This window comes from Urechidicola sp. KH5 (genome assembly GCF_054661455.1).
Genome location: NZ_BAAFSW010000002.1, coordinates 45,710 through 67,506 on the forward strand (window position 1 = coordinate 45,710; position 21,797 = coordinate 67,506).

Here is a 21,797-nt window from a genome sequence, read left to right on the forward strand (position 1 = left end):
TTAATTTTAAAATTGGCGCAAAGATAAGTAATAATCTTCTTTTGAACGCATTAGCTTTTTTTCTTCTTCTGATTTGTCTTTATAACCACAATAATGCAATACACCATGTACCATTACTCGATGCAATTCATCTTTAAAAGAAACATTAAAATCAGCTGCGTTGTCTTTAATACGATCTACCGAAATATAGATGTCTCCAGAAACCAAAGTTCCCACAGTATAATCTAAACTGATTATATCAGTAAGCGTATGATGATTTAGGTAGTTAATATTTACTTGAAGCAAGTAATCGTCATCTGAGAAAATATAATTCAATTCACCCAAATCAAAACCTTCTTGGTCTATCACAAATTGAATCCATTCAAAAACATTCGTTTCATTTTCTAAGTCAAAATCTGTAACTGCATTAAATACTATCATCTTCTAAAAAATATGTTTGTACCTTCTTTTTATAAGAGGGCTGCAAAGGTAGTGATTGTCTTAATAACAATTCCTTTTCATTGAACCATAATTTAGATTTGTCTAATTCTTTAATCGATCTCTTTTGATATGATTTAGTATTCGTTTGAGCTTCTCTCTTTTTATCTTGACCTTGCTTATATGTAGCCTCTTCAAGTTTTAAAAGCTCATGTTTGAGAACTAACATTTTATCGAGAACCTCATTTGTAAATCCTTTTTCCAACAAGTCATTTTCCAACTGTTCCATTTCTTTAACAACAGATTTAGCTTGTCCATTACCATTCTCAATTGCATCTTTCAAAGCATCTTCTAACATTTGACGCATAGCCGCCTGTTGTTTATAAAGTTCATACAAAGCCTCAGCATTCTCCTCGCCCTCTCCTTGACCTTCTTTTCCCTGTCCATTTTGATCATTGGGCTTACCTTGGCCTTTCTGCATTCCCTTTTGCATTTGCTCAATACCCTGCTCTTGCTGCTTAATAATATCAGGTAACCCAAAATCCTGACCTTGGCCTTGTCCCATTGAAGGAGAGGCATTCTGCATAGCATTTAACATGTTACTCAACACATAGGCCATATGATTGGTAGCATTTAATACAAATTGTTGATCTGATAAGCCCGTAGAAAACTGATTATCAGTAAAATGCGTTAAAGATTCGCTTAAAAAATAGTGCGTATCAGATAAATCCTTAAAGATCTGCTGATTAATCCTAGGTTGACGCATTGAAAGTGCATACAAACTATCATCAATATGTTCAAAATACTCTTGCAACACATATTGCTTCTTTAAACTCTTTGCAAAATCAGGATGGGCGTTATCGATCTCAGAAAACCTATTTAACAAAGCCTCTTGATCAAAAGAAAAAGCCAATAGATTTTCTAAAATAGCTCTAAGCATTGCTATATCTTCCTCCATAGCTTCACCTTGCATTGCACTCATAGAAGCACCCATTTTCTGACTCATTTCTTTCATTTTCTGAGCAGCTGAACGTTGCTTCTTTTGAGCATTCTTATTTTGATTTGAATCAGAATTTGGTTCAGATTTGTCTTGCTTTTGTAATTCATCCAAAGCGTCTTCTAGGTCTTCTGATACTCTCTTAGAATCTCTTTCTTGTTTAGGAAAATCCATGGGTCTTTCTAAAGCCTTATTCTCTTTATCAAGATTTTTTAAGTCTTCTTTTATAGCGTCAAACTGTTCATTAATCTTTTCTTGATTCTCAGCGTTGTTTTCTTCACTATTCGATAATTCATTCTGTTCTTTAGAAAGCGCATCTAGTTTATCTTTTATTTGATTCGCTTTTTGTTCAACATAAAATCGCTTAGTGAGTTCTAATATTCGTTCTAGATTTCGTTCGTTTTGTTTGTTCTGTTCCGTTAGCTTTTTTAAACGATTAGACAACTCTTCTTTATCAAATTTATCTGCAAGTTTTTCTAATTCCTCTAGTAGTTTTTCTTGATCTTTTAAGTCCTCAATTTCTTTTAAGCGCTCTTTTAATAATTCTTTTTGTTGTTTTGATTCTGGCTTATCAAGATTCTTTTGCTCATCTAAATTCTCTTGTAAGTTCTTTACTTGGTCTTGCATCATTTTTTGATACTGACGCTGTCTTTCTACAAATTGATTTAGTTCTTTTTTATCATTCCAAGTCATGGTGTTTTTACCATCCAAATTCTCTTGGAGAAATTTCAAATTCTTATCTAACTCTTTTTGATTTTTAACCGACTCCTTTAATTTAGTAACCTCCTGCCCCTGCTCTAGTAACAATTGTTCTTCTAGCTCTTGAGTTGTTTCTTTGTAATATTTATAGGGCTGACTCTTGGTTGGCTTATAACCATTGATAGCATCGTTATCTCTCACTTGAAAATAAAACTCATACTCAACACCTTCTTTCAGGTCAATTCCATCAGGAAATACATAAAAAAATTCTTGATAATTCTTTCTTTCAATATCAAGTTCAAGTCGATTTTTCTCATCAGGATTAGAAACATCATAATACAACAACTCTAATTTAGATATCCCATAATCATCTGCAATTTGACCATAAAATTGAGCGGGACCTCTTCTTATGGAATCAATATCTGACTGTATATTAATCGTAGGAAATTCATCTTTAATTACATTAATAGTATACTTCAAATTTTCGAAAGCCTCTAGGTAAGCATTTGAAGTGCTAATCGTATAATTGGTAGTATTCGTAAACCTCCTTTCAAATTCAAACATTTCATTTACTTTTTTAAAATCAAAAGTTTTGTCTAATTCAAAGTAAATATTTTCAGTATTAGAGGCTTTAATTAACCATTTAATCTCTGTTCCTTCTGGCACTTCTGCTATTCCTGTATTTTCCACAATAGCTGTGGTTCTATTCGTATACTTAGGATACTTGAGTTCCATTTCAAAAGATTCTATGGTTGGTGTAGGAATTACTTCTACATTATACAGCATTGAAGATGCTTCTGGACCCTCTATACTAAATTGAAAATCTTTATTAACTGTATTAAACGTATAGGTAAATGTATTGCTTGAGGATTGCTGCATATAAACAGTATTACCTTCAAAATTTATCTTAACATTTTCAGGAATTGCATTACCTTGAATTGCTACTTCAACAGTCAAAGGGTCACCTTGAATAACCTTTAATTCATCTGACAGTAAATGAAATGAATAAGGAGCAGGTGGAACATATTGCTTTTTATGATGCACTACCCTGTCATAACTATTGGTAAAATCATCGGTAAAACCCAAAACGTAAATCCCAATAATTATGAAAACTGGTAATAGACCATATTTTAAGTATTTTTTGTTACCCGAAAATTGAATAGCCCTCGTAAACGGAATCGGCTCAAGCTCCATTGATTTTTGCTCAATACTAGCCTCTAACAATTCTGAAATATCACCTCTGTTATGAAGTTGTAATACATTTAGTAATTTATCATCTATAGTAGAAAAATGAGCTCCAATAATTTTTGACGCCTCTTCTTCTGATAAACCTTTTCTAAGTCCGAAAATTTTAAATAGAGGGAAACAAATAAAGCGTAAAAACAAACTTAATTCTACCAAAACAAATACCCAAAAAAGTATTGTTCTCGCTAAAGGTTTTAACCATAAAAAGCTTTCTAAAAACAATGTGAATAAAAAGTATAAAGCTCCAATGGCAAAAAATAAAATACTCCCTTTTATCAACTCGTTGATATAAAACTTTTTAATAAAAGCAGCTAACTTTTCTTGTATGTGTTTAAAATGATTCATTATTCACTGATAAAAATACTATTTTCAATACAAGGTCGTATCTTTGCGCCACATTTTAACAAAAATCTTAAGAGATGTCAAACGTACGTGTTCGCTTTGCTCCTAGTCCAACAGGACCCCTTCATATTGGTGGTGTAAGAACTGCATTATTTAATTATTTGTTTGCTAAAAAACACAATGGAACTTTTGTGTTGAGAATTGAAGATACCGATCAAACTAGATATGTAGCTAACGCAGAACAATACATTATGGATGCCTTGGCATGGTGCGGAATTTCGCCAGATGAAACAGTTGGAGTAAATGAGCAGTTTGGGCCTTACCGTCAATCAGAGCGTAAATCTATTTACAAAAAGTATGCACAACAGTTGATAGATGAAGGAAAAGCATACTATGCATTTGACACACCTGAGACGCTTGATGCAGAACGTAAAGGTCATGAAGAAAAAGGGAAAACCTTTATTTATAATTGGCACAATAGAGAAAAAGGGCGATTGGTAAACTCTTTGGTTTTATCTGAAGCCGAAGTTCAAGAACGTATTTCGAATGGCGAAAAGTATGTGGTTCGATTTAAAACTCCTACAGATGTTTCTTTAGAAATGAATGATATTATTCGTGGTACTGTTACAATTGATACAAATACCTTAGACGATAAAATTCTATTTAAATCTGATGGTATGCCTACCTATCATCTAGCAAATATTGTTGATGATCATTTAATGCAGATTAGTCATGTTATACGTGGAGAAGAGTGGTTACCATCTATGGCGCTTCATGTGTTATTATACCAAGCATTTAGTTGGGAGGCACCAGAATTTGCACATTTACCTTTGATTTTAAAACCAACTGGAAAAGGAAAATTAAGCAAACGTGATGGAGATAAATTAGGGTTTCCTGTATTTCCGTTAGCTTATACAAATGAGCAAACAGGAGAAGTTTCACGTGGATACAGAGAAGATGGTTACTTTAAAGAAACGGTTATTAACTTCTTGGCATTTTTAGGTTGGAATCCTGGTACTGAACAAGAATTATTTTCATTAGATGAATTGGTTGAAGCTTTTGATTTAGCTAGAGTAAACAAATCTGGGGCTCGTTTTGATCCGGATAAAACTAAGTGGTATAACCAACAATATTTACAGCGAAAATCAAACGAAGAATTAGCTGAATTGTTTCAAAATGAAACAGGTAAAACACATCCTCAATTATTAGAAATTATTGGATTAGTAAAGGAACGTGCTTCTTTTGTATCAGATTTTTGGGATTTAACAAAGTTCTTCTTTGAAGCTCCTATTGAATATGATGCAAAAGCTTCAAAAAAGCAATGGAAAGAAGCAACACCAGATATCATGAAACAAGTAGTAGAAGTGTTGAAATCTATTGACAGTTTTGAAGCCTCAGTAATTGAATCTACAGTTAAAGGGTGGATAACTACCAACAAACTTGGTTTTGGTAAAGTAATGCCTCCTTTTAGATTGAGTTTGGTAGGTGCCATGAGTGGTCCAGATTTATTTAAAATTGCTGAAATTCTCGGTAAAGAAGAAACCATTACTAGAATAAAAAACGCAATTCAAACTTTATAAACATGAAAGAGACCTTAAATAGGTCTCTTTTTATTTTAAGGCTAATTGAACATTAAAGTTTTCTAATTGTGTTTGATAATCATTCGATTCAAATTGTTCTTTACTAAAACTTCCTTTTCGTTCATTACGCATTTTAATATGTGCCACAGAACGCATATACCTACGTAAACCGTTTTTATCTTCTATAATTAAACCAGGAACTTTTACATTCTTACCATTGGTATCTTTAGCAATCATTGTAAAATAAGAAGAATTACAATGTTTAATTTCACCTGTTTGTATGTTTTGAGATTCAACACGAATCCCAACTACCATGGATGTATTACCAGTATAATTAATTCTAGCTTTTAAAGTAACCAACTCTCCTACTTCAATAGAATTTAAAAAATCTACTCTATTAACCGAAGCAGTCACACAATAATTACCACTAAATTTTGACGCTGATGAAAATGCAGCTTTATCCATTAATGAGAGCATAAACCCACCGTGAATCTTTCCGCTAAAATTAGAATAGGTTGGTAACATTAATTCAGAAAGTACAATTTCTGAGTCTGAAGCATATTTAAAATTTGAGTTCATTTGTGTATTATTTTAAGAAAGCTTGTAACAAAAATACTCATCTATTTACATATAAGTAAACTATTGCAAAATTGTTAGAAATTTCGTATTTTAAAACTTTGTTAAACTTCTTAAAAAAACTACTATGATTTATGGTTATCTCTGGGTAATTCCAATAATTCTTTTAATCCTTTCAGGATTATTTATTGTCAAACAACAAACCTCTGTAATTGTAGAGCGATTTGGTAGATACCAAAGTATTCGACAAGCAGGGTTAAATATTAAGATTCCTTTTATTGATCGCATTGCTGGAAGAGTATCGCTAAGAATTCAGCAATTAGATGTTATTGTTGAAACCAAGACTCAAGATGATGTATTTGTTCACTTAAAAATTTCTGTACAGTTTCAAATACAAAGAGCACATGTATATGATGCTTTTTACAAACTACAAAATCCAAATGAACAGATTACTGCATTTATTTTTGATGTGGTACGTGCAGAAGTACCGAAAATGATTTTGGATGATGTATTCGAGAAAAAAGATGAAATAGCAATGGCGATTCAACGTGATTTAAAAGAAGCAATGTTGAATTATGGTTATGACATTGTAAAAGCACTTGTTACAGACATTGATCCTGACCAAAGTGTTAAGATTGCAATGAACCGTATTAATGCAGCAGAACGCGAAAAAATTGCAGCGCAACACGAAGGAGATGCAGAACGTATTTTAATTGTTGAGCGTGCAAAAGCAGAAGCTGAAAGCAAGAGATTACAAGGTAAAGGTATTGCAGATCAGCGTCGTGAGATTGCTCGCGGATTAGAAGAAAGTGTTGAGGTATTAAATAATGCAGGAATTAATAGTCAAGAAGCATCAGCATTGATTGTAATTACGCAACATTACGATACGTTACAAAGCGTTGGTGCTGATACCAATTCTAATTTGATTTTATTACCTAACAATCCAAATGCAGCAAGTACGATGTTAAATGATATGGTAACCAGTTTAGTGGCTGCTAATAAGATTAATGAATCTTCAAACATTGATAAGAAAACAATGGAATAATATATTCTATACAAAAGAAAAACCCAGCTAAATAGCTGGGTTTTTAAATTTTATGTAAAAGCAATTATGCTTTCTTTTCGTCTTCTTTAGCTGCTTCGTCTAATTCGCCTTTTGCGTTTTTAAACTCCTTTATTCCACTTCCTAAACCTCTCATTAATTCAGGAATTTTCTTACCTCCAAAAAGTAATAAAACTAAAACAACAATAATAGCAATCTGCCAAGGTCCCATTATTCCTAAAAACATAGTAAGTGCATTCATTTGTTAACTATTTAGATTGCAAATATAGAAGTTTAATTTCTAACTTTTTGTTTTCGACCAATCAAAAAATAAAGTATTGTGCCAATAAACGGAGCTAAAATTACAACTACTGCCCAGAGTATTTTATCATTGTCTCCTTTAAACTTTGAGCGAACAATATCTACCAGTGCTATAATTGGTAAAACTAAAACGAGCAAAATGAGTAATACTTGAAAAGGACCAATCATTCCTAATGGTAAAGAAATAAGATTCATTTTGAAATTATACGTTGGTTATAATATCAAAAATACTAATTCTTTTGCTTAATTGTTCCACCAAGAACTTTTTCAGTTATTAATTCTGCTGGTTCTCCTTTATAATATACTGTACCTCCAAATTTAACTTTTGCATTTACTAAATCTTTTGCCTGAATATAAGCAACGGCACCTGAAGCACATACTACATTAACAGCATCAGAGGCTACTTCTAGCGCTTTGTAAATTCCACCTGTATTTGCTTCTATTTCTTGATTAGTTACTGAACCATCTACATAAATTTTACCTCCAGTAATTGCCTTTATATCTAGATATTTAACTTTTAGCTTTACTTTAACCTCTGCTCCTTCCTGCGCGCGTAATTCTATACTTTGTTGTTCAAATTCTGTTTTAGCATGAAGTACTCCACCTTCATTAATATCAATTAAATACAAAGGATCTTTGTAAAAAACAGTGACTTTAACATCATTATAACTAAATGTTTCTGGAAATCGCATTGATAACTTTAAACGATCATTTACTGTTTTATACACTAAATCAGATGCCTTTTTACCGGTTGCTTTTATTGCTGAAGAATCCGATTTTACAAGGGTAACATGTAAACCGTTAAATACTTTTAATTCACTAAATGTTCCAAGCTTAACGTTTACTGTTTCTTGTGCAATAGATTGAATGCTTAAAAACAACGCTAGTAATACAATAACTTTTTTCATAAAAAATAATTTTAGTTTAATACTGATAACACAAACTTATATAATTATTGTGTTTGGTATTCTTAAAAATTTCTAAAGGTTTATTTATTCATCAGACATATTGTCTAATAATATTTTTAAAGCATTCATAGAAACTAATATTTCTATAAAAAGAATGACTAATGAACACACCATACAAAGCAGACTTAGTATAAAAAAAACATTAGCCATAGTACTCATTTTTAAATAAATAAATAGCATAGTAATGATACATCCAATAAAACTTATAATAGCAAATCCTTGGGTAGCAATAATTAATCTCATTCGCTTATTTAAAACAGCAATCTGTCTGTATACCACCTTTTCTTTAGATGCTTTGTATTCTTTATTTAAATTTCTAATCAATCCAGAAATAGCTAAATAACGCGCGTTATAGGCTAACATGGTCAATGAAATGGCAGGAAAAAATAATGCAGGTATACTAATGCTTAATTCCATGTTAATTTTCATTAATCTTCTATTAATTCAAAATCTAAGTGCTTACGCTCTAAATCTGTGTGTTTTACCTTAACAACAACTTCCTCTCCAAGTTGATACATATGTTTAGTACTCTGACCAACTATAGCAAACTCCTTTTCATCATAGATATAATAATCACTTTTTATATCTCTAATACGTACCATACCCTCACATTTATTTTCAATAATCTCCACATAAATCCCCCACTCTGTTACACCAGATATCACACCTCTAAACTCAGTATTTTTATGGTCTTCCATATATTTTACCTGCATATATTTAATAGAATCTCGTTCGGCCTTTGAAGCTAACTGTTCTCTATCTGAAGAGTGTTTACATTTTTCTTCATATATAGCTTGTTTAGGCGATTTCCCGCCATCTAAATAATGTTGAAGTAATCTATGTGTCATTACATCTGGATAACGTCTTATAGGCGACGTAAAATGGCTATAATAATCAAAAGCCAATCCATAATGACCAATATTATCAGTTGTATATACAGCTTTACTCATAGATCTAATAGCTAAAGTTTCTATCATATTAGACTCGCCCTTACCATGAACATCTGCTAATAACTGATTTAAAGAATCAGAAATGGTATCTCTAGAATTTAAGTTAAGCTTGTATCCAAATTTAGAAATTACACCTTGTAAAGCACATAATTTTTCAATATCTGGTTCGTCATGAATTCTATAAATAAATGTTTTGTTAGAAGGTCTACCTTCATGCATACCAATATATTCAGCTACTTTTTTATTAGCTAATAACATGAATTCTTCAATTAATTTATTCGCATCTTTTGATTCTTTAAAAAATACACCTGTTGGGTTTGCAAGTTCATCTAAATGAAATCTAACTTCAACCTTATCAAAAGTCAAAGCACCTCTTTTTAAACGTTGCGATCGCATGATTTTAGCTAGAGCATCTAATTTATGAATTGCTGAAACAATAGCATCATCTACTTTATACGATTTACCAGAAAGCGATACTTCTTTAGGCATCGTTTTTTTATCCTTATTCTCAATTAAATACTGCGCTTCTTCATAAGCAAATCGCGCATCAGAATAGGTTACAGTTCTTCCAAACCACTGATTAATAACTTGTGCCTTATCATTCATTTCAAACACAGCTGAAAAAGTAAGTTTCTCTTCATTTGGTCTTAATGAACATACATTATTAGACAATACTTCAGGCAACATAGGCACTACCCTATCTACCAAATAAACCGATGTTGCACGTGAAAAAGCTTCGTCATCTAAAATGGTATTTTCTTGCACATAATGAGATACATCGGCAATGTGAATTCCTATTTCATAATTGCCATTTTCTAACATTCTAAAAGACAATGCATCATCAAAATCTTTAGCAGTAATCGGATCTATCGTAAAGGTGGTAATAGTACGCATATCTCTACGTGCCTTAATTTCTTCTTTAGTAATTTCAATAGGTAGTTTGGCGGCATCATCTTCGACTTCTTCTGTAAATTTATAAGGTAAATTATACTCTAAAAGAATGGAATGTATTTCTGTATTATGATCTCCAGGTTTACCAAGTACTTCTTGTATTTTACCAAACGGATTTTTTGAATTATCTGGCCAATCGACCAAAAAGGCTAATACTTTATCACCATCTTCTGCCCCATTTAATTTATTCTTTGGTATAAATAAATCTGCATACATTTTAGGATCATCTGGTATTACAAATCCAAAATTCTTGCTTAAATGTAGTACACCAACAAATTCTGATTTTGCTCTTGTAATAACTTCTACAATATCACCTTCTTGTTTTGCATTGCGTTTGCGTGCATACATATACACTTTAACCGTATCATTATGCAGTGCTTTATTTAAGTTTCTAGAGGGTATATAAATATCTTGTTCTAGATCGTCACAAATAACATAAGCATTACCACGAGATGTAATATCCACCGTACCAGTAAAATAATTTGCATCGTGTCTTGCTTTATACTTACCTCTTCCAACTTCTTCTAGAGCGTTAATACCTTTTAAATAGACTAATTTTTCTATTATTTGCTGTCTACCATGAGCATCTGAAATATCAAGTTTTGCAGCAATTTGTTTGTAATTAAATAATTGAGATGGATCGTGATTAAAGATTTTTAAGACCTTTTCTGTCAGTCTTTTAATCACTTTATTCTTCTTTTTATAGATTCCTTTCTTCTTTCTAGGCATACTTCTTTCTATTTTTCTTAAAAATACAACTTATTACATCCGGTTGCTTTTTAATTATGTAAAGCTAACATCAATTATTTTAAGAAATCGTAAAATGTTAAAATAAACTTAAAAAACTTGTAACATAGCTTAAAAATAGTCGTCTATACTATACACATCACAACCAAATGAAACGACTGTATAAAATTATCATCTTCTTTTTTCTTATTTTTTTAATAGGAATTTTCTACACGGTTCGTAGTATTAATTCTACGCTATCTAGCAATGATAAAACAGAAATAGAGCAAGTACAGCCTTCTAATGTAAAAGTAATTACTTTAGTTACACTATAAATTGAGTAACTCACAGAGTTGCTTTTTTCTATTCAAATCATAAACATTTACTTATTCAGATTTTCAATTTAAGTTTATAAACACTTATTACTATATATTCTTTTTCTTTAAATTTTTTAAAAATGATTTATGATATATATGATATACTGTTAATATGTGGAAAAACTTGTTTGAATTAAATTTGGAGTTATCACTTATTAAAAGCTATAAACAGTTATTAAAAAACTAAATGCTTTAAAATCAAAAAAGAAGTTACAGTTATAAACAATCTGTTGAAATACAATTCACATTTAAAATTGAATAATAAAATTGAATTTTAATGTTAATAACTGTTCATTTTATAGTGTAAAACTAGTGACAAAGTTGTCACAATAAAATTTTGATTTTACGATATACTTAGTGTATTGAAAAAATTATTAAGTAATCAAAATTTATTTTTCTTTTTTAATTGATTATTTACTAACAAACTTGTAAATATTGAAAATAATTGAATATCAATAATTTAAATAATAGCTATTAACAATGCTGTTTTTAGCTGTTAATAAGGGCTAATTTGTATTTTTGTAACTCCATTTAAACACTTAAAATCATGACAATAGCTATAGGTAACGATCACGCAGGACCAGATTATAAATTTGCCATAGTAGAATATTTAAAATCACAAGGAATAACTGTTATTAATCACGGAACTGATAGTTTAGATAGTGTAGATTATCCTGATTTTGTACATCCAGTAGCAAGTGCTGTTGACAAAGGTGAAGTGCCTTTAGGTATTTTAATTTGTGGTAGTGCAAATGGTGTTGCTATGACAGCTAATAAATACCCTAATGTAAGAGCTGGTTTGTGTTGGACAAAAGAGATTGTAGAGTTGATAAGATTACATAATAATGCTAATATATTATGTATACCAGCAAGATTTACTGCAATACCACAAGCTCTAGAAATGGTAAAAACATTTCTGGCAACAGAGTTTGAAGGTGGTAGACATCAAGGACGTGTAGATAAAATTCCGATTAGTTGTTAAAATTATGAGTGCGCAGCATTCACATACTCATCATCATTCGCATGCGCATAATAAATTATCGGGTAAAAAATTATTTTACTCCATTGTTTTAAATATTGTTATTACTGTTTCGCAAGTTATTGGAGGACTTGTTTCAGGTAGTCTTTCTTTACTTTCTGATGCCTTACATAATTTTAGCGATGTACTTTCTTTAATTATAAGTTATATAGCTAATAAATTAGCTAGAAAAGATGCCTCATCAAATAAAACTTTTGGTTATAAACGCGCCGAAATTTTAGCTGCATTTGTAAATGCAGCAACTTTAATGGTCGTAGCAGTATTACTTATTTTTGAAGCTATTAAACGTTTTAAAATTCCAGAAGAAATAGATTCTAATTTAGTTATTTGGTTATCTATTGTTGCAATTATAGGAAACGGAATAAGTGTTTTAATGGTTCGACCAGAAGCTGACAAAAACATGAATATGAAATCAGCTTACCTCCATTTATTTACAGATATGATGGCCAGTGTTGCTGTTTTAATTGGAGGCTTACTTATGAAGTATTATCAAATTTATTTGGTTGATACCATTTTAACAATTGCGATTGTAATTTATTTAGTGGTTGTTGGATATAAATTGTTAATAGATTCCGTGCGTGTTTTAATGCTATTTACTCCAGTTGATTTAGATATTAATAAAATTGTAAGCGCTGTAAATAAAATTAAAGGTGTAAAAAACATGCATCATGTGCATTTATGGCAGTTAAATGAAGAAGAATTGCATTTAGAAGCTCATATTGATTTTGAGTCAGATATTAAATTATCTGAATTTGACACTATTTTGGTTGAAATAGAAAGATTATTATTTAATGATTATGGTATTAATCATAGCAATATTCAACCTGAATATAAAAAGCACGATGAGAAAGATATTATTGTTCAAGATTAAATACATAAACATTGAATTTTAAAGTAAAGAAGTTTAACGAACTAACCATATCAGAATTGTACGATATTTTACGATTAAGAAGTGAAGTATTTGTGATTGAACAAGACTGTGTGTATCAAGATATAGATCATAAAGATCAAAAAGCATTACATGTATTTGCTAAAAAAGATGAAGAGGTAATTGCATATACAAGATTATTTGCTCCAGGAGACTATTTTGATAATGCTAGTATTGGTAGGGTAGTGGTACAAGAAAATTGCAGAAAAGATGGTGCGGGTCATCTTTTGATGCAAGAGAGTATTAAAGCGATTAATGAACATTATAACACCACTAATATTACCATTAGTGCGCAAACCTATCTAGAAAAATTTTATAATTCTCATGGATTTAATCAAATAGGAGATGGGTATTTAGAAGATGGTATTCCGCATATTAGAATGACAACATAAAAAAAGGCGAGTAATTTACTCGCCTTTATATTTCTACATTTAAGTTTATTTAACCGTATACCCTTTACCTTCCATACATACGGAAAATGCCCTAATATAATCAGCTTTTAACTGTGTAGATTTTTGCTCTGCAGCCTGATTATTAGCAGCTTGTTTTTGCGAATCTGAAGCTCTTTTAGCTCTTCTACCTCTAGCTGCACCAACAATAGCTCCAATTGCTGCACCTTCACCAGCATCTCCGGCAATAGCTCCAATTGCTGCACCACCTGCCGCTCCTCTTGCCGCTCCTCTTACAGCACTACCATCTGCAGATGTATCAACTTCAGCAGCTGTAACTTTTGGTGGATTTAAAGGATCGTAATTTGTTTGTTGAATAGCCCATTTATAACAAGCAGATTCATCGAGGTCTTGGGTAGCTTGATCTTGATCGTTAGATGGAAAAATATAAACGTTTAAACTTTTAGCAATACTTTGAGATTGTATAGTTTGAAATCCTAAGAATACGAATACTACTGCTCCAATTATATGTATTTTTTTCATGGTGGTGTTTTTTTAATTAAATGAATAACCTAACTGTTGTAAAATATCAGCCTCATTATAAAACGTATAGCTCTTAGAAATTTTACCATCTTCTATTTGGTAGATAGTATTTGCCCAAACGGTAACTTCACTTTTATCGTTTTTGAAAACAATATTTAGTTGGGCCCAATTTGAAACCCAATCGCCTTGGTTTTCACCATTTGGTACAGTAATACCAACACTTCTAGATTTTTCGTAATTAATACTTTCGTAAATGTTTTGTGAATTGAATTTCCAACTAATTAAAGCATCTGATTTGTTAATTGAGTCATCAATTCTTGGACCATAACCCATGTAGTCATCAGCTAAAAAAGAGGCCATTTTTTCATAATCCATTCCTTCAACTGCTTGTACATAATTGTCAATTAAATTTGTATTGGCAGTATTATTAACAGGCTGATTACAACCAATAATGATAATAACAAAAGCAAAAAGTATAAGTATCTTTTTCATGAGATTAAATTTAATAATGCTACAAGATATTTATTTTATTCAAAGGTAGCAAGAGTTATAATTGGATAATACGTCATGTTATGTCGTAAACAAGCAAAAACAGATCACTTAAAATACGAGGGATTTAATAATTTATAAGAAGTTAGTTTTTAATAAATTTAATGGTTTTATAACCTTCAATTTCTACAAAGTATAATCCTTTAGTTAAATCTTGAATATCTAAATGGTTATTACTATGATCTAAAATTTTATTTTTTACAACTTGACCTGTAACTGTAGATATTTTTGCGTTGGTTTTCTCTTCTAGATTTTTGAAATATATGATACTATTTGTTGGGTTTGGGTATAAGCTTATTTCATATGCTAGTTCTTGATTATTAAGTTGTAATACAAAATTATTCCATAAAGTTAAAACTATTCCACCACCACACCAATTATTCTCAACAACCCATCCAGTCAATGGAACCGATGGAGTATCAGAGGTATTAGAAAAAGCAATTACATTAAAATTAGGGGTAAATACTAACCAACGACCAGTAGCGCCATCAAAATCTGCATCCCAATATATTTGAAAATCTATATCTGGAGCTGATGGTTGCGGTACAAAATCATCAGGGTCTCCTAGAGGAATCAAAATGTCACTTCGCCACAATGAAAAATTATTATCCTTACTCTCATATTGAGGTTTTCCATCTTGAGTTCCATTTTGTTCAAATTCTACAGACCCATTATCGCAATTATTATTGTTAGCATAAGCTAGATATACTTCTTGAGCATTAGTTTCATAAATAAAAATAACCGTAAAAAATAGAAATAGTAGTTTTTTAAGCATAGCATTTAGGATTGAATTAATAACTACAATTTATAAAATATGATGGTTATAAATGTCTGACTTTCAAATAATTTAATAAATTGTAGCTAATACTTAATAAACTGCACCCAACAGTTGAGATAAGTATTGAACTAAAGAAGACTTAGAACAATCTTTTTTGTACCTTTAACCGTTCAAAATTTTAACAATAAAAAGTATAGAGAATAATGGCAGCAGATAAGGAAAAAGCAGCAAAATTGAAGGCGTTACAGCTTACTTTAGACAAACTTGATAAGACATACGGAAAAGGTTCTGTTATGAAAATGGGTGATGTAGCTCATGAACATGTAGAAGCCATATCTTCTGGCTCTTTAGGTTTAGATGTTGCTTTAGGGGTTGGAGGGTATCCAAGAGGTAGAATAATTGAAATTTATGGTCCGGAATCTTCAGGTAAAACCACCTTAACCATACATGCTATTGCAGAAGCTCAAAAAGCTGGAGGTATAGCTGCATTTATTGATGCAGAGCACGCTTTTGATCGTTTTTATGCTGAGAATTTAGGTGTAGATATTGATAACTTAATTATCTCTCAACCAGATTACGGTGAGCAGGCTTTAGAAATTGCAGAGAACCTTATTCGCTCTGGTGCTATTGATATTGTTGTAATTGATTCTGTTGCTGCATTAACTCCAAAAAGTGAGATTGAAGGAGAAATGGGAGACTCAAAAATGGGATTACACGCACGTTTAATGTCTCAAGCTTTAAGAAAATTAACAAGTACTATTGCTAAAACCAACTGTACGGTAATTTTCATAAACCAGTTACGTGAAAAAATTGGGGTTATGTTTGGTAACCCAGAAACTACAACCGGTGGTAACGCTCTTAAATTTTATGCTTCTGTAAGATTGGATATTAGAAGACGTACTCAAATTAAAGATGGAGATCAGGTTATTGGTAACAGTACTAAAGTTAAAATTGTTAAGAACAAAGTGGCGCCTCCTTTCCAAATATGTGAATTTGATATTATGTACGGAGAAGGGATATCTAAATCAGGTGAAATTTTGGATTTAGGAGTTGATTACGGTATTATCAAAAAGAGCGGATCTTGGTTTAGCTATGGCGAAACTAAATTAGGTCAGGGTAGAGATGCTGTAAAAGGCTTGATTAAAGATAATCCAGATCTTGCAGAAGAATTAGAAGAAAAAATAAAAGCTGCGATTGCTGAAAAGTAATAGTTAAACTTCTTTAGAATATGTTAGAGGTACAAAATATTTCCTATTCTTACGAGGCCTCTAAGCAAACTTTATTTGATATAAGCTTTAAAGCAAACAGGGGCGATTATATCGCCCTTGTTGGTGAAAGTGGGTGTGGTAAAAGTACATTACTAGAAATAATATACGGATTAATTCATGTTGAAAAAGGTGAAGTATTTTGGGATAAAACTAAATTATTAGGGCCTAATTTTTACTTAATCCCAGGAGAGCATTTTATGAAATACTTGCCGCAAGATTTTAATTTAATGCCCTATATAACCGTTGAAGAAAATGTAGGAAAACACCTTTCATATCGCGACCCTAAAAGACAATCAAGAATAGATGAGCTTCTCGAAGTTGTTGACATGACGGCTTTTAAAAAAACGAAAGTTAAAAACTTAAGTTATGGTCAGAAGCAACGTATTGCTATAGCAAAAGTACTGGCTAAATTGCCAGAGGTAGTTTTGCTTGATGAACCTTTTAGCAATATTGACAACTTTAGAAAAAACAAGTTAAGACGGAATTTGTTTAATTATTTAAAATCTAAAAATATTCTGACATTTGTGGCTACTCACGACGCTACTGATGCATTGTCTTTTGCAGATCAAATATTAGTAATGAAGGATGGTGAAATAGTTACACAGGACACTCCAAACAATTTATTCTCGGATCCACCTAATGCGTATTCTGCTGCTTTGTTTGATGAGGTAAATAAAGTGCCTTCACAGCTATTAGATAGTAATTCAAAGGAAGAATTATTGTTTTATCCACATCAAATAAAAGTAAATGAGAAAGCAAAGAATAAAGCGACTGTCGTACAAAGTTACTTTAAAGGCACACATTATTTAATTGAAGCCACTTTTAATTCTATGACAATATATTTCAATCATCATAAATCACTGGAAAAGGATGTTGTAGTTGATATAGAATTTATTGCACCCCTGTAGAACCAAATCCACCAGCACCACGTTCAGTTTCATTCAGCGTTTCTACTTCTACCCATTCGGCTCTTTCGTGTTTTGCAATCACCAATTGTGCAATTCGCTCACCATCATTAATTGTAAATGGTTCGTTCGAAAGATTTACTAATATAACACCAACCTCCCCTCTATAATCAGCATCAACAGTACCTGGGGCATTTAGAACCGTAATTCCTTTTTTAGCAGCTAACCCACTTCGAGGCCTCACTTGTGCTTCATAACCTACAGGTAACGCAAAGAACAATCCAGTAGGAATAATAGCTCTTTCAAGAGGGTTTAAAACAACCGCTTTATCAAGATTAGCCTTTAAATCCATTCCGGCAGATGCAATGGTTTCATAGTTTGGTAAAGCGTGCTTAGATTTATTTATGATGCTAATTTTCATGTTTTCAATATCGATTTTAATTCCTTCTTTTCAGAGAGCAAAATAATAATTATAAATACTAATACAGCACCTGATGCAACAATTAAATTATCTCTAAACGCATCCATAAATAATAGTGCACTTAACCCACCAGTAAGCAATAAATATTTTGAAACGCTCAATATGTTATACGGAACTTCATAATACTTTTTTCCTACTAAATAGGAGATAATTGCCATACTACTATAAGCCACTAAAGTGGCCCATGCAGCTACCATATATCCGTATTTTGGCAGTAATAAAATGTTTAAAACAATGGTTATTAAAGCGCCAATAATTGAAAAATACATTCCAAATCTTGTCTTATCTGTAAGCTTATACCATACAGCTACATTATGATAAATACCTAGAAATAAATTAGCCATTAATACAATAGGCACAATAGCTAAAGCATCCCAATAATTGCTATTAATCAAGTGTTTGAACAAGTCTAAATAGCCAACAACGCCAATAATTACAAGACCACCAATAATTACAAAATATTTTAAGATTAGCGCATAAGTTTTTTGAGCGTTTTCCTTTTTAGCGTTATTAAAAAAGAAAGGTTCTGCACCCAATTTAAATGCCATAACATAAAGATTCATAAAGATGGCAATTTTATAGCAGGCTGCATATACCCCCATTTCGTGGTCACCAATAAGTCTTTTGATTAAAAATTTATCTAAATTTTCATTAATAATATAAGCAACTCCAGCTATAGCAATTGGCCATCCATATCGCAACATTCTTTTTAGAAGCGAAATATCAAAAGAGAATTTAAACTTAAATAATAGAGGTAATACAAGTAAGAAACTAAAAGCGCTTCCGAATATGTTAGCAATAAAAATATTGTTTACCAATGGTGTATTTTCATAATGTTCAGAAATCCATGAAGCAACCGTTGCACCAGAATTTATTCTATCTGGGTAATACACAAGCGATAACAATGTTATTGCAACAATTATAGCTACGTTTAATAGTTTTATTACCGCATATTTTATAGGTTGATTAGATGCTCTTAAATATGCAAATGGTATCATAGCTAGCGTATCTAATGCCATAACCCCTAAAAATAGTTTTAACCGCTGCCGATTGTTTCCAAAATCAAAAAGTACCAAAAACTGATCAAAAAATAGAATTGTAACAGTTACAAAAACACCAACAGAAACTAATGTTGTAACAAAAGCAGTACTGATAACAACATCTTTTTTATCGGAATCAGCATAAAATCTAAAAAATGCTGTTTCCATTCCAAAGGTTAACAAAACCGCAAACAAACTTGCCCAAATATAAAAATCGGCATTTACCGCATAACTCGTAGTTTCTAATGCATCGGTATGAACACGTACAAGCAGAAAATTAATGACCCTAGGCAAAACTGCAGCCATCCCATAAATTATGGTGTCTTTAAAAAATCTTTTTAATGTACTCAAGTGATAATATTCAGTAGTTACAAATATATAAATTCACTAAAAGAAACCGTGAAAAATAGTATTTTTGAATTTCAAACAACGAAATAGAAATGAGCAATATTCCAAAAATTGCTGTCTTTGGCGGAGGTAGTTGGGCAACAGCCATTGTAAAAATGCTATGTGAAAACTTAGGTAAAGTTGGTTGGTATATGCGAAGCGAGTCTAGTCTTGAATATATTAAACAAAACCAACACAACCCTAAATACTTGAGTTCTGTCGAATTTGATGTAAATCAGTTATATCTATCAAATGATATAAACGAAATGGTAGTATATGCAGATTATTTAATTATTGTAATTCCATCTGCTTTTGTAAAAGAAGAATTAGATAAAATAACAATTCCACTAGAGAATAAAGTGCTTTTTTCGGCTATTAAAGGAATCATACCGAGTTCAGGTTTGATTGTTGGCGAACACTTTCACGATATAATGAAAGTGTCTTTTGAAAATATTGGTGTTATAACTGGTCCATGCCATGCAGAGGAGGTGGCTTTAGAACGCTTATCATATCTAACACTTGCATGTCAAGACGAATCTAAAGCAACTATTTTAGGCAAATGTCTAAGCTCCAATTACATCAATACAATAACTTCTGATGATATTATTGGAACTGAGTATGCAGCTATGTTAAAAAATATTTATGCTATTGCTGCTGGAATTGCTCATGGTTTAGGATATGGAGACAATTTCCAATCGGTCTTAATGTCAAACGCAATTAGAGAAATGAAGCGCTATATTAAGAAGGTTCATAAGATGAAACGAAATATCAATAATTCGGCTTATCTAGGAGATTTATTGGTAACAGGTTATTCCGTTTTTAGTAGAAATAGAATGTTTGGAAACATGATTGGTAAGGGTTACACTGTTAAATCGGCCAAGTTCGAGATGGTAATGGTAGCTGAAGGATATTATGCAACCAAAAGCGCCTACGAAATCAATAAAAAGAATGGAGCTAGAACGCCAATTATTGATGCCACTTACCGAATATTATACGAAGGAAGAAGACCAAAGGCACAATTCAAAAAATTAACGGAATTACTTGATTAATTAAATGATCGCCCCAAACAACTTTCTTGACATCGAAATTTACTTTCATCTTGGTGTAGAAAGAACAGGTACCAAATACCTTCAAAAATCTATTTTTCCATTTTATGAAGGAATTCACTTCATAAATAAAGATAGATATCATAGAGCCAAAGAAATTATTACGAGGCGAGAATATAAACGTTATCTCGTTTCTATGGAACTCAATCTAAGCCCAATGTTTGAGGAGTATGTTAGTGATTTTGCAAAGAATTTCCCGCATGCCAAATGCATAATGGTCATAAGGCGTCAAGATGAATGGCTACTGTCTCATTATAAAAGAATAATCAAAAATGGTGAACAAAAGACGTTTAAAGAGTTTTTAAATCTCGAAACAGAAGAAAGTGTTTACAAGCGAAATGATTTATTGTATATGGATAAGATTCAAATTTTGGAATCTCATTTTAATAATAAGCCACTATACATACTTTATGACACTTTAGATGCAAACCCTATTGCTTATTTAAAGGAGATTGCAACGTTTGTAAAGGTTCCATTTAACCCTAGAACTGTTGATTTAAAAAAGCGCCACGTTTCTTATAATAAAAAACAGTTAAAAGCTATTAAATGGGTTAGAAAATATGTGAATATTGATCGAAGAAAACCTTCTAATTCAAAAGTGCTAAACTTGTTTCATAGAATTTATGTTGACCTTATAAGATACATTGTAATTTATGGTACTTATTTAATTCCCGGAAAAGCATCAGAAGAGAAGGCGTTAGTTAGTACTAGTGAATTAAAAGAGATCCGTGATTTTTATCAGAAAGATTGGGAAGCAACCAAAAACTACGTAAAGAAATCTAAATTACTTTAAAAGAATTCCTTTTTTATCCAAATCTTTTATCAAGCGTAAAACACTATCTTTAATGGTGTTTTTAGCAAAGACAAACGTTTTATCTTGTAACGCATTATCTGCAAAGAAAGACACTTGAAAAGTGTTATTTAATTTGAATAGCTCAGGCTGTACCAGCTCAACTTTAGCAAAAGAATTAGCAGGTAAATTCTCTATTTTATGACGCATTTTAGATGTTACCGTTTCTCCATCTTGACCATGAGAAACAATCAGTACCATTTCTATTGCAGAGTCTCTATTATTAATTAGATATACATTCCAATCATCTGTTTTATAGATTTCGTTGTATTCTTTTACCATTGCCATGGCTATTCCAGTAACTTCAGGAATTTCAATGTCTTTTTTCATAAACCCTTAAAGA

General features: G+C 31.5%; 23 protein-coding genes. 9 read left to right on the top strand and 14 right to left on the bottom strand.

The features are described 5' to 3' along the window. Positions 1 to 6: 6 nt before the first annotated feature. Together ybeY and ACYQ5R_RS04770 are read right to left on the bottom strand one after the other, a co-directional pair. Positions 7 to 420 carry an rRNA maturation RNase YbeY gene (ybeY, locus tag ACYQ5R_RS04765; protein ID WP_460189777.1) on the bottom strand — a complete coding sequence of 138 codons (414 nt, stop codon included), beginning with the start codon at positions 418 to 420 and terminating at the stop codon, positions 7 to 9. After that, positions 407 to 3,703: a DUF4175 family protein gene (locus tag ACYQ5R_RS04770; RefSeq protein ID WP_460189778.1), complete on the bottom strand. Its 3,297-nt coding sequence runs from the start codon at positions 3,701 to 3,703 to the stop codon at positions 407 to 409. The genes ybeY and ACYQ5R_RS04770 overlap by 14 nt, the downstream gene beginning before the upstream one ends. A 74-nt stretch (positions 3,704 to 3,777) precedes the next feature. Between ACYQ5R_RS04770 and gltX the strand changes: the two genes are divergently transcribed. Continuing rightward, on the top strand, positions 3,778 to 5,280 hold the full coding sequence (gltX, locus tag ACYQ5R_RS04775; RefSeq protein WP_460189779.1) for a glutamate--tRNA ligase: 1,503 nt from the start codon (positions 3,778 to 3,780) through the stop codon (positions 5,278 to 5,280). A 30-nt stretch (positions 5,281 to 5,310) separates the two neighbouring features. On the opposite strand, the gene ACYQ5R_RS04780 is transcribed toward gltX, so the two are convergent. After that, positions 5,311 to 5,859, bottom strand: coding sequence for an acyl-CoA thioesterase (locus tag ACYQ5R_RS04780; RefSeq protein WP_460189780.1), 549 nt, complete (start codon positions 5,857 to 5,859; stop codon positions 5,311 to 5,313). A 124-nt stretch (positions 5,860 to 5,983) separates the two neighbouring features. Between ACYQ5R_RS04780 and ACYQ5R_RS04785 the strand changes: the two genes are divergently transcribed. Next, on the top strand, positions 5,984 to 6,901 hold the full coding sequence (locus ACYQ5R_RS04785; RefSeq protein ID WP_460189781.1) for an SPFH domain-containing protein: 918 nt from the start codon (positions 5,984 to 5,986) through the stop codon (positions 6,899 to 6,901). A 64-nt stretch (positions 6,902 to 6,965) separates the two neighbouring features. Here the strand turns inward: ACYQ5R_RS04785 and tatA are convergent, their stop codons facing one another. The 5 genes from tatA to rnr all read right to left on the bottom strand — a co-directional run bounded on the left by tatA (position 6,966) and on the right by rnr (position 10,817). Next, the gene (gene tatA / locus ACYQ5R_RS04790; RefSeq protein ID WP_460189782.1) at positions 6,966 to 7,160 is read right to left on the bottom strand and encodes a twin-arginine translocase TatA/TatE family subunit; all 195 of its coding nucleotides are present in this window, start codon (positions 7,158 to 7,160) and stop codon (positions 6,966 to 6,968) included. 32 nt (positions 7,161 to 7,192) lie between these two features. Then, positions 7,193 to 7,414, bottom strand: coding sequence for a PLD nuclease N-terminal domain-containing protein (locus tag ACYQ5R_RS04795; protein WP_460189783.1), 222 nt, complete (start codon positions 7,412 to 7,414; stop codon positions 7,193 to 7,195). 35 nt (positions 7,415 to 7,449) lie between these two features. Further along, the gene (locus tag ACYQ5R_RS04800) at positions 7,450 to 8,127 is read right to left on the bottom strand and encodes a head GIN domain-containing protein (RefSeq protein WP_460189784.1); all 678 of its coding nucleotides are present in this window, start codon (positions 8,125 to 8,127) and stop codon (positions 7,450 to 7,452) included. An 84-nt stretch (positions 8,128 to 8,211) separates the two neighbouring features. Then, the gene (locus ACYQ5R_RS04805; RefSeq protein WP_460189785.1) at positions 8,212 to 8,616 is read right to left on the bottom strand and encodes a DUF2721 domain-containing protein; all 405 of its coding nucleotides are present in this window, start codon (positions 8,614 to 8,616) and stop codon (positions 8,212 to 8,214) included. After that, positions 8,616 to 10,817: a ribonuclease R gene (gene rnr / locus ACYQ5R_RS04810; protein WP_460189786.1), complete on the bottom strand. Its 2,202-nt coding sequence runs from the start codon at positions 10,815 to 10,817 to the stop codon at positions 8,616 to 8,618. The genes ACYQ5R_RS04805 and rnr overlap by 1 nt, the downstream gene beginning before the upstream one ends. 921 nt (positions 10,818 to 11,738) lie before the next feature. Between rnr and ACYQ5R_RS04815 the strand changes: the two genes are divergently transcribed. From ACYQ5R_RS04815 to ACYQ5R_RS04825, 3 genes are read left to right on the top strand one after another with little or no spacing between them, the layout of a single operon-like run. Further along, positions 11,739 to 12,173 carry an RpiB/LacA/LacB family sugar-phosphate isomerase gene (locus ACYQ5R_RS04815; RefSeq protein WP_460189787.1) on the top strand — a complete coding sequence of 145 codons (435 nt, stop codon included), beginning with the start codon at positions 11,739 to 11,741 and terminating at the stop codon, positions 12,171 to 12,173. Between the two features lie 4 nt (positions 12,174 to 12,177). Then, positions 12,178 to 13,101 (top strand): cation diffusion facilitator family transporter, encoded by a 924-nt coding sequence (locus tag ACYQ5R_RS04820; protein ID WP_460189788.1) that lies wholly within the window; start codon positions 12,178 to 12,180, stop codon positions 13,099 to 13,101. An 11-nt stretch (positions 13,102 to 13,112) separates the two neighbouring features. Beyond that, complete coding sequence (locus tag ACYQ5R_RS04825) at positions 13,113 to 13,550, top strand: GNAT family N-acetyltransferase (RefSeq protein WP_460189789.1); 438 nt, start codon at positions 13,113 to 13,115, stop codon at positions 13,548 to 13,550. Between the two features lie 45 nt (positions 13,551 to 13,595). Here ACYQ5R_RS04825 and ACYQ5R_RS04830 read toward each other — a convergent pair whose 3' ends face one another. The 3 genes from ACYQ5R_RS04830 to ACYQ5R_RS04840 form a co-directional block, all read right to left on the bottom strand. Further along, entirely contained in the window at positions 13,596 to 14,090 is a 495-nt protein-coding gene (locus ACYQ5R_RS04830; protein WP_460189790.1) for a glycine zipper family protein, read from the bottom strand. A 12-nt stretch (positions 14,091 to 14,102) separates the two neighbouring features. Beyond that, positions 14,103 to 14,582 (bottom strand): nuclear transport factor 2 family protein, encoded by a 480-nt coding sequence (locus ACYQ5R_RS04835; protein WP_460189791.1) that lies wholly within the window; start codon positions 14,580 to 14,582, stop codon positions 14,103 to 14,105. A gap of 142 nt (positions 14,583 to 14,724) precedes the next feature. Next, positions 14,725 to 15,414 (bottom strand): T9SS type A sorting domain-containing protein, encoded by a 690-nt coding sequence (locus ACYQ5R_RS04840; protein WP_460189792.1) that lies wholly within the window; start codon positions 15,412 to 15,414, stop codon positions 14,725 to 14,727. 206 nt (positions 15,415 to 15,620) lie between these two features. Between ACYQ5R_RS04840 and recA the strand changes: the two genes are divergently transcribed. After that, positions 15,621 to 16,625 (top strand): recombinase RecA, encoded by a 1,005-nt coding sequence (recA, locus tag ACYQ5R_RS04845; RefSeq protein WP_460189793.1) that lies wholly within the window; start codon positions 15,621 to 15,623, stop codon positions 16,623 to 16,625. A 20-nt stretch (positions 16,626 to 16,645) separates the two neighbouring features. Continuing rightward, positions 16,646 to 17,593, top strand: coding sequence for an ABC transporter ATP-binding protein (locus ACYQ5R_RS04850; RefSeq protein WP_460189794.1), 948 nt, complete (start codon positions 16,646 to 16,648; stop codon positions 17,591 to 17,593). On the opposite strand, the gene dut is transcribed toward ACYQ5R_RS04850, so the two are convergent. Continuing rightward, entirely contained in the window at positions 17,577 to 18,011 is a 435-nt protein-coding gene (dut, locus tag ACYQ5R_RS04855) for a dUTP diphosphatase (protein WP_460189795.1), read from the bottom strand. The two genes, ACYQ5R_RS04850 and dut, sit on opposite strands and share 17 nt — an antisense overlap. Then, complete coding sequence (locus ACYQ5R_RS04860) at positions 18,008 to 19,462, bottom strand: oligosaccharide flippase family protein (RefSeq protein WP_460189796.1); 1,455 nt, start codon at positions 19,460 to 19,462, stop codon at positions 18,008 to 18,010. Before ACYQ5R_RS04860 ends, dut begins: the two co-directional genes overlap by 4 nt. Before the next feature lie 89 nt (positions 19,463 to 19,551). Here ACYQ5R_RS04860 and ACYQ5R_RS04865 point away from each other — a divergent pair, with 89 nt between their 5' ends. Further along, complete coding sequence (locus tag ACYQ5R_RS04865; protein ID WP_460189797.1) at positions 19,552 to 20,547, top strand: NAD(P)H-dependent glycerol-3-phosphate dehydrogenase; 996 nt, start codon at positions 19,552 to 19,554, stop codon at positions 20,545 to 20,547. A 4-nt stretch (positions 20,548 to 20,551) separates the two neighbouring features. Then, a complete protein-coding gene (locus ACYQ5R_RS04870; protein ID WP_460189798.1) occupies positions 20,552 to 21,397 on the top strand; it encodes a sulfotransferase in 846 nt (281 codons plus the stop codon). Here the strand turns inward: ACYQ5R_RS04870 and ACYQ5R_RS04875 are convergent. Beyond that, on the bottom strand, positions 21,389 to 21,784 hold the full coding sequence (locus ACYQ5R_RS04875) for a hypothetical protein (RefSeq protein ID WP_460189799.1): 396 nt from the start codon (positions 21,782 to 21,784) through the stop codon (positions 21,389 to 21,391). The two genes, ACYQ5R_RS04870 and ACYQ5R_RS04875, sit on opposite strands and share 9 nt — an antisense overlap. Positions 21,785 to 21,797: the final 13 nt, after the last annotated feature.